General features: G+C 36.4%; 9 protein-coding genes. All 9 read right to left on the reverse strand.

The window, feature by feature from the left end; all coding sequences use genetic code 11:
- Positions 1-105: 105 nt before the first annotated feature.
- Positions 106-1062 carry a glycosyltransferase family 2 protein gene (locus tag DW096_RS05785; RefSeq protein WP_117866174.1) on the reverse strand — a complete coding sequence of 319 codons (957 nt, stop codon included), beginning with the start codon at positions 1060-1062 and terminating at the stop codon, positions 106-108.
- Positions 1063-1068: 6 nt separating this feature from the next.
- Positions 1069-2196: a polysaccharide pyruvyl transferase family protein gene (locus tag DW096_RS05790; RefSeq protein ID WP_117866173.1), complete on the reverse strand. Its 1128-nt coding sequence runs from the start codon at positions 2194-2196 to the stop codon at positions 1069-1071.
- Positions 2197-2214: 18 nt separating this feature from the next.
- Positions 2215-3399 carry a glycosyltransferase family 4 protein gene (locus DW096_RS05795; RefSeq protein ID WP_117866172.1) on the reverse strand — a complete coding sequence of 395 codons (1185 nt, stop codon included), beginning with the start codon at positions 3397-3399 and terminating at the stop codon, positions 2215-2217.
- Complete coding sequence (locus DW096_RS05800; RefSeq protein WP_117866171.1) at positions 3396-4280, reverse strand: beta-1,6-N-acetylglucosaminyltransferase; 885 nt, start codon at positions 4278-4280, stop codon at positions 3396-3398. The genes DW096_RS05795 and DW096_RS05800 overlap by 4 nt, the downstream gene beginning before the upstream one ends.
- A 40-nt stretch (positions 4281-4320) precedes the next feature.
- On the reverse strand, positions 4321-5202 hold the full coding sequence (locus tag DW096_RS05805; protein WP_117866170.1) for an SGNH/GDSL hydrolase family protein: 882 nt from the start codon (positions 5200-5202) through the stop codon (positions 4321-4323).
- 8 nt (positions 5203-5210) lie between these two features.
- Positions 5211-6605 (reverse strand): MBOAT family protein, encoded by a 1395-nt coding sequence (locus DW096_RS05810; protein ID WP_117962770.1) that lies wholly within the window; start codon positions 6603-6605, stop codon positions 5211-5213.
- Positions 6606-6609: 4 nt separating this feature from the next.
- The gene (locus tag DW096_RS05815) at positions 6610-7803 is read right to left on the reverse strand and encodes an O-antigen ligase (RefSeq protein ID WP_117866168.1); all 1194 of its coding nucleotides are present in this window, start codon (positions 7801-7803) and stop codon (positions 6610-6612) included.
- 3 nt (positions 7804-7806) lie between these two features.
- Positions 7807-8748 (reverse strand): glycosyltransferase family 2 protein, encoded by a 942-nt coding sequence (locus DW096_RS05820; protein WP_158589294.1) that lies wholly within the window; start codon positions 8746-8748, stop codon positions 7807-7809.
- Between the two features lies 1 nt (position 8749).
- Positions 8750-9729 (reverse strand): acyltransferase family protein (locus DW096_RS05825; protein WP_147401830.1); only part of this gene is annotated, 980 nt, incomplete at its 5' end.

A 9729-nucleotide genomic window follows, 5' to 3' on the forward strand; every position in this document is an offset into this window, starting at 1 on the left:
AAGTATAGACTTCAACCAGTGTGCTATGGCGAGGTTACCATTATCAGTTTGATGTCTTTCTCTTGGCATATATTGATGATGTACCTATTGTTTATGTGAACTTTACTACTTCCGGTGATACTCCCTGTATTGCAGCAACTTCGCCAACATCCACCAAGTAATAGGAGTATGTTTCGTCATATTCATGAGTTTACCAATGGGGTCCTTCACAAAATATCTGCCATATTTCAAAGCCTCTTGACGGCTCAATGTCAAACGACCGGAGAGAAGTTGGCAATAAGTGAGGTTGCGTGAAATACGGCCACGGGCTTTTAAATAACCAGCAGGTAGTTCATTGGGCAGGCGTGTAACAATGCGCTTTTCCCAATCAGCAATACTGGGCGCGTTGCTCCAGCGTATCATCATTTTGTTTAACCAGCCTTGACTACGGGTCACGTCTCCACCATCGCTTACAAAAAGAATTTCCGGGATAAATCCCCATTGTCCATAGGTAGATACCATAGCCCAAAACTCCAAATCTTCAGTGATGCGAAGGTCTTTACGCTGTCCTCCAATTGTATTAATCACTTCTTTGCGGATTAAGACACTTCCTGTACAGACATGCATGTGCTTTGCCCAGAAAGTGAAAAAATCTTCTAAGATGAAAGCTTCTTTATACTCTTGGTAGCAACTGGGGATTTCAAATGAACCGGAGACAGCGAGGTGACGTTGCGCAACATTTACTGCCACACAATCAGGATGGTTGTCCAAAAATGAAACAGTTTTTTCGATAAAACCTTGTTCCCAATAATCGTCTGCATCCAAATAAGCGCAATAGCGACCTTGTGCTGTCTTAATCCCATTGTTACGGGCAGCAGAAGGTCCTTCGTTTTTTTGTCGTAACAATGTGATGTTGGCTTCTTTTCGGGTTTTGATAATCTCTATGGAATTATCTTTGCTCCCATCATCAATGAGAATAACCTCTATAGCGTAAGATGTTTGTTGGTTGAAAATAGAATCTAATGTGCGGTTAATGGATGGGGCGGCATTATAAACCGGTATGATTACAGATAAATCTATCATAGCATTTTATGGATGTGTACATATATTTAACAAATTATCCAAGTAGGCTTTCGACTTAATCAATTCACGTTGCTTGATGTGATTGATCTGTTCGTAATCGAAAGGATAATCATAAGCTTTTTCCCATTTTTCTGGACTGCCCAAGATGCAATTGTTTAATCCGAAAAGAGCCATTAAACTCTCCATACGCGAATTCACTTTATGTCGATGTCTGTTAAACACGAATACAGGTTTGTTAAACATGATGGAGAATGCCGTGCCATGAAAGGAATTGGAAATAAAAACTTTACAATGATAAATCATTGAAATAAACTCACGAGGGCCTGCTTTCATGAAGTTTTTGTTGGCATAAAGCAATGGATAAGTATCTGCTATGGCATAAATCTTCAGATGATGCCGCTGTGCATACTCCTTGGCAAATTGCTTTAATTCTTTGTTCCCCTCAAAGTCGTAAATCAATAGATAATCTTTTTTGGGGATGTTTGTTACCATCAATTTTTTCCATTGCTCTGCCGAAAGTAAAAATACAGGATCAAGTGTCCATGTTCCCTCTATATTCATACTTCTTAAAATATCAAGGCCATGATATTCACGTACCGCCACAGCATCAAAAGTTTCCAATGACTTTTGAATGCGTCTTTTGTTTGTCTCGTCTATGTCCAAATACGAAAAACTTGCAGCATATGATGCTTTATGCCCTTGTTTGACAAACTCCAGGAAGAAAGCCGGATCACGTCCGGCTTCATAAAACACGTTCCATATCTGGTCGCTCCCTACAATGTATAAATCTGCTTTTGGAGGGTTGTTACAAAGTTCTTTATACGAAGTATACCTTAAGGACGTTTCCTTTAGTGTCCGATGATTGAATATGTCGAATGTTTGTTTTCTGCCTAAAGTTGTCTGGCGCTGTAGATACTTCATCACCCGATAGGCAGCACGTGTCAAGGTATATCTGCTCAACTTCGATTCAGGATTCACCCATTTGTAATTATATTTGCGAGTTAGATAGTCTGGTTGGTAATTGATGATTTCCACTTCGTGTCCTAGATTTGTCAAATATTGTTGTAGGGCATAGGCTTGCAGTGATGCGCCATAATTATAAACATCGTATGTGGTAAGTGTGTTTATTTTCATAAATTGTTTTGATAGAACTTATTTTTTGCAATGTTTTTGGGCAATATCAATAGCGGCCATAATACTTTGGGCTGCTCTTTCAGCTGTATGTTTACTTACAATGCGCTTAGACACTTCACCCATTTCCTTTAACCGTTCCTTATTGTTTACAATATTTTGTAAGGTGTCAATGATGGACTGTTCATTGTATGTATCAAACACCCAACCGTTTTCTTTAGTGATTAATTCCGGGTGGCATCCATTGTATATCGTAGTAGCTACGGGTAATCCACAGGCCATTGCTTCTGGTACCACAAGACTCCAGTTGTCTTCTACTGTAGGGAGGATGAAACAATCTGCAGCTTTATAATATTGGGCAATACTATCATAGTCAATGCCTCCTATTAATATCACATCTTGTATCTTTTCGTTTACTATACGGTCACGCAATGGTTGTTCCAAACGTCCATATCCCACATAAACTAAAGTGCAATTTTCTTTGCAATGTGATTTAAATTGTTTCCAAGCAGTCAACAATTGATCAACTCCTTTGATGGGTATTAATTGACCTACAAATAGAATCATGAGCCCCTTGGGGGGGATTTTTAATTCTTTTTTTACTTTGACAATATCTTCATTCGCTATATTTTGTATGGTTCTTGACATACCTGAAATGTCTGCTACCATATGCCCAAATGTTAATCGCTTACTGTCAAACCCTAAAGAGCGAACGTATTCTCCACATAAAATACCGTTACAATCAATAGCGTCTATCCAACGGGAAACTATTTTTCGGTACCATATCCGTAGTCTTCCAGCATTACGTTCTGTATGTGCTGTTCGTTCATAGCACATTACATGAGGAATTCTTTTTAATGCACGTACTGCAAGTGCTGCATATGTCCATTGCATAAATCCATCAGAAATTAATACATCTGGCTTACTGTCAAGAACTTGTTTGATAAGTCCTGGACTAATAGGAATTCTAAAGGTAGTATTACTTTTTGAGGCATTATCAATTTTGGGTTTATTTCCAATACGAAATTCTTTTTCTCGGGCGATTGCTTTATCCCCTAGAACTTCTTTTATTTTTTTTTGTGTCCGCTCTGGTGGAATGTCCTTATAATAAATTACAGTAAGGTTTCTTCCGCAGAGTTTGTTTAGCTCCTGATAAACAGGAATACGATAATCAAGAAAGCTACGTGTTACCCAAGTTATCTTCATACAACGTTTTTATTGTTATTTACATAATCTGAAATTTTTTCAACCAAATCCCAATGCTCTGAACTGAATTTGCGAGCGAACAACATATTTGAATTGATTAATTCATCATAATCTTTTAACTGCCAAATATATGGATTTCCCCTTTGCCAATCTACTTTTCGCAAACACCCCTTATATTCATCTGTTTTTGAATAGAATTTATCTACAAATGGAGAATTGATTAATAAAATCGGTTTGTAAATTTCGTCACAAGCGAATGTATATCGAAACCTTTTGTAGATATAATCTTGTTTGGAAAGAATATAACTTACAGCTTCTTCTGTAAGAGAACTCCAAGTTGTGCCTTTGACTAAAATCGGTATCTCTTTATGCGAGCGCATAATTGGCAGAATCTTTTGCAGTTTTACTAAAATCGAGTTCAAAATACCTTCAATTTGACTTCTCCACCCAAATCCGCGGAGATGCTTGGTGAAAAGATGGTAATACATAATCTTGCTTTTTGTACGCCAAGCATTTTGCATAAGACCATAGAATTCTATTCCATTATGTTCTTCAAAAAAACGGTGAATAAAATTTTGTGATTTGAGAGGTAAATCGATTCCGCTCATTAAGTGGTAGTATCCATACGGACCATGATTATGAGCTAATTTATACAATTCCATTTCTGCCCATGCAATTGTACAATCTGCCCATCTTACATCTATCCGATGTTCATTAGATACAGTGAATAGCTTTGAATACACAGGGTGATATTTTATATCATAAGACACTTTTTTGTCTATGTGAACATAAATATCATTTCCGGGATAATCCAATAGATCCAAAAGTCTTTCCAAAATTTTAAAGTCTGTATGTGCTACAATTAAATATGCATGTTTCATGTAACATAATAGGAATAAGAAAGAATTACCAAGAAACTGTTTAAAATTGATTTTTTAAAAATTGAATCAATGAATCTGTAACTAAAGTCTGACCGTTAACGTTTAAGTGAAGGGGATCAAAAAAAAGTTCATAATTAGATTCATGTTTTGTGAAGTCAATAAAATAGACCATATTATTGTTCGCCAATTTTCGGTAATACTCCATTATGTATTTATAGTTTTCTGGTTGTGTATGGTTTATTGTATCAAGTGTAGGAGTGTTAACTAAATAAACTTTTATGCCGCGTTTTGTCAGCATATGTATTAGTTCATTCAATTTAGACATAAGTTCCTTATTAAAGCTAATGTTACTTTTCCATTTGGAACGCTGTTTCTCAAATTCGTCCATATTTATTTGATTTGTCTTATAGTTTTTGTCATCGTGCATCCAGCCGCGAACAGATGAGTTTATCAAGTCATCGCTATAACGAGACAACCGGATGATTTTGTGCTGCCAATATTCTGTAGGTTTTGCGTGTCTTTTTAAATAGTCGTTCACATTCTTGTCTTCATAGAATGGATAAAATAGCGTATAGCAATTTTTACTAATATTACCTTCTGAAAAAGTAAAAGCATCCACTCCGATTAATGCTGCTTTTAATTTTTTTGAGTATTTTGAGTTTAAATACTGTTGAGTCATTAGATATCGTTCGGGTAAACTTACTCCAGTACGAGTATATTTACTTATTTTGCATTTTAGTCCTTTTTCCAATTTGTCTCTATCCACTCCCATCATCATATGGCTATGACCTACTATTAATATTTCAGACTCTTGTCTTAATCCAAACCCTTTGTTTAATCCTTCTTTTAATAAACTGCTGATAGCAAAATCAAGAAAGAAAAAAACTGCAATGGCAATCAATATTTTATATAATTTCTTCATGTGTCAATTTAAAATTTGAAATAAACAAACTGCGCGCCCGATTGTCCTAATAGAGAAATAGAAAGCAACGTTATCACCAAGAATGCTAAGTTTTTTCCATCATAAGGATTGTTTTCACTTTCTGTTATAGTTATCACTTTCTTATAAGCCAATATTTCAAGTATGATAAATAGTGCTAATGCTGCTAACATTAAAACGAAGCCCATTAGCGATGCGGTGGTGTATTGCCGCCCCCAATCTCTAAATACTCCATTTATCATAGCCGTTGCATCATTGAATGTGTTGGCACGGAAAAAGACCCAAGCCAGTGACACTACTATATATACATAGATGCCTTGTACCCATATACGCCAAAATGACAAAAATTGGTTTTTCAGCCCGCTGATATGTTCTATCAAATACAATACGGCATGTAATGCTCCCCAAAAAATGAAAGTCCAAGCTGCTCCATGCCACAATCCACTAACTAAGAACACTAGTGAAATATTGATATACCATCGCCATTTCGGCACTCTATTTCCTCCACAGGCAATGTAGAGATATTCGGTGAACCAAGACGTAAGTGATATATGCCATTTTTTCCAAAATTGCCTAATTGTAGTGCTGAAATAAGGAAAGCGGAAATTATCATTTAATCTGAATCCCATCATTTTTGCCACACCGATTGCCATGTCTGTATATCCGCTGAAATCGCAATATATCTGTATACTGTATAATGCGATTGCAAGCAGGTTTGAATTTCCTGAATAGAAGTCCGGGTGTTCAAAAACGGAATTTGTATATATGGCTATGCGATCGGCTACTACCACTTTTTTGAAAAGTCCCCAAGCAAATAATTCGCTACCTCTTAATAGATTGTCATTGGTGATAGGGTGTAATTTGTGCAGTTGGGGTAATAGATTGCGCCCCTTTTCAATCGGGCCGGATAGTATATTAGGGAAGAAGGACACAAACAACATAAAGTCAATTAAAGGAGCTTTTTCTTTTATTTTTCCCCGATATATATCAATGGTATAGGTCAATGCCTGAAACGTAAAAAATGAAATTCCGATAGGGAGTACCCATGTGGCAAAATTTTCATTAGCTAGTCCAAGAACGTCCACAATAAAAAAATGAGCATATTTATAGCAAATTAATGGCAGAAGACTTAGTATGACAGTAGTACCACATACCCATTTACGTTTTTGCTGCAACAAACTTTTGCCGCTTATCCAATTAAGTAGTGTAATAGCTCCTAATAGTACAACGTACGTAGGTGATAGTTGAGCGTAGAACCAATAACTGGCTATTAGTAATATTGTATTACGTAAGAATACTCCACCCCATTTTAATTTTTCGTGTATCCATAATGTAGCTAATAGGGGAACTAAGAATAATAAAAAATTAATATCAGAAAATAACATGTTCTTATTTGGTTTTATATTGAATGGTGTGTATTAATGCGAAAAGTCCCAAGATGGGTGGTAAGGTATAATTCCATTCAGAACCCACAGCAGGGAACGATAGATTGTTAACGGTTACAACAGCGAGCATGGGCAAAAGTATGGTCATTTCTGTGCCATATTTGGAAGAAAATGTACCTTGAATATTTATCCATATTGTTTTCAAATAAAACCATCCAAAAATAATAGCTCCTGCAATGCCTGTCCCCAAAAGGACAGATAAAAAGCCGTTGTGGGTGGAATAAGCGGCAGGAAGTCCGGTTAAGTCAACCAAATGCCGTTCACCAACTATATAGCCTAAACCAAACCAAGGATGTTTCCTCCAAGTATCAAACACCACATTCCAAATAATCTGCCTGCCTGTACCAGATTCAACGGCTTCTTGTGATTTGCCGTAAAATACGTACTCGAACACTAAATCTTTAAAAAAATAATAGAATGCCGAGAAAAACAAAAAAGTGACTGCAAGTTTTGGAATGTTTACACCTTTTTTAGTGCATGATAACATTACGAACAAGCCAACTATAAAGGCAATATTAGAAGCAGATGAGGTTCCCATAAGCAACATGAAAAAATTCCAGTATACAAGAGGTGCTAAATGACGTATTTTGTAATGGTTTTTCATTTTCCATGCCATTAAGGCACCCATAGCGGCAATAAGGCTGTGGGTATTGGTGTGGACCAATATGCTTTTAAATGCCAGTACTTTTGCAAAATATCCTATTGTTGCCGATAATGTACATAGATACAATAGATATAGCATGGCTTTTCTCCTGCTTTTTGTTTTCCACATGATTACAGAAACTAACATGTAAGATGAGATTAGTTCTAAACATTTTGAAAAGAGAGCTTTATAATCAGGAAATATAGCCCATAAAAAACTGAGTAATGCAAATATGTAGAACACAAAATAAGATTTAGTTGCTTGAATAGCCGGTGTCAAACTTTTACTTTCTTTAAATGCATAGTAGTAATTGAGTATTGTGCAAAGTAACATCAAGAGAGTGCCTCCGCCTACACTTTCGTTTCCGACATCTTGTTGCACATTAAATATGGTTTTTCTACTCATGTGTAAGAGAATGAGTAAGGTATATATCCAGATTTCTTTGGGATATATCTTTTGGAATAATTTATAATGATATGTTATAAAATTCATCATTAGTTACATTTTAGAGATTTTTTCGTATATCCATAGCAACCAACTATGCTCACGTCTATATTCTTTATAATATAATATTCTACTTTCCGTTTCTATGGCATTGCGTTTGTCTGTTTTCACAGTGGTACTTCCTCCTTCATAATGTATTACAGAAACCGATGGCTCAAATGCGAAACTCCAGCCATGAAGTATAAAACGCTCTGCTAATATCGCTTCTTCATAATAAAGGAATGTGCGTGAATCAAATCCCTCAACAACATGGAATCTATCTGCTCTTACTAGCATAAAAGCGCCACTCACCCAATAGCACTTCCCTTTTGGGGGCTTTGGGGTAGTAGTAGGGATCATAGCTTGTTTGGTTGTAGTATTCTGTCTTCTTAGTTGGGTTGATTCGGATATTGTAAATGTCGCTTTTTGATTTTTCATGGTTTCTCTTTTTCTCTTTTTTCTTAAGAAAGGGAAAAGTTGCCATCCTATAAGTCTTTTAGGTGAAATATATTTCATATGGGGACTTTGGTCGTTTCCATCTAAGCCTATCACTCTTGGTCCTACTCCAGCACATTGCTCATCTTGATAGAAAGTAGTGGCAAGCACATTTAAAATATTAGGATTCATTATCTCAATATCATCATTAGAAAATAGGTAATTGTCAAATGATATCCCGCTCTTTTTCAAAATATTTACGCCCCAATTGTTTCCCTTGGCATACCCCAAATTTTCAGTAGTAGATATGCACCATCCTTTGGGATGGTCGGCTACTTGTTGCGATTGGTTTATATATAATAATTCACAATCATAAGCAAGATTGCGTCCATATTCTTCGGTTGCATCCACAGCAACAACTATAACACGATATGCATCAGAGAGCTTCGAAAGCTGTTTTACTACATATTTACGAGTGCCTTCTGCATTGTGATAAGACACAACTATGATACCTGTCATCATTTTACTTGTTTCTTTTAAAGATATTGAAAACATGAAGCAATATCATTTCATAGAGTTTTGATAAGGCAATAGGCAAGGTACATCCTGCTAATATATAAAGCCCCATCCACTCCATGGAGAGGTAATTTATACACGGAAATTCAGCGATGCGCTCTAACGGATAATCATACATCAAGCATTGCAAGAGATTTACCGCCTTAAAGGCAAGAAAGTGCAATAACATAATGGAAAAACTGTAATCTCCACAAATGGCAATCCAATTTCCAATCTTGCTGTTGGAAATCAAGTGCGATAAGCAATATACCATTAAAGCCCCCATTGCCGCTATAAGCAAGATTGTTATAGGATTTTCAACATTCACGTTGGCTGGCTGCAAACGCCCGTAGATACCGATGGAAGTCAGCCAAAGAAGCAGTATCAAAAGTACGGTAAATAGGATTGCATATAAGAGTTGCATATTTCGCCCCCCCCCCCTATTTATCTTTTTTTTACATTTTGAAAAAAGGAAACCTTCATAGAATATCCCACATATTATCATATATTGCCAGATGCAATAAGGACTTTCCAAATGTACGGCATAAAGGCAGATAGAAGCTATACCAATCAGAACCGAGAATACTAAAATTTGGTTTACCTGTTTCGATAGGTTGTTCTTTAGTAGTGAAGCCGTTTTAAAAGCTCCCCAACTTATCAAAGAAACAATTAGCATAGCCGGACAAAACCACATGGCGCCCATTAAAGTTTCGTGTGAAACCATCCGTACTGTGACATGAAACAGTTCTTTCAATATATCTGTAGCAGTTAAAACATTAGAATAGATGTACATATTGTGTAGTGCATTATGCAATAACGCGCACCCAATGCCTGCGCACACAAACGGTATATACAAACGCTTTATTTTTTTTATTAGGTAATTCTTGGGAGCAGCCAGATACTTTTCTTTAACCTCAAATCCGCAACTAAGCTCTTCAGCGTCCTTCT

This window comes from Bacteroides sp. AM07-18, assembly GCF_003602695.1.
GTDB lineage: Bacteria > Bacteroidota > Bacteroidia > Bacteroidales > Bacteroidaceae > Bacteroides > Bacteroides uniformis.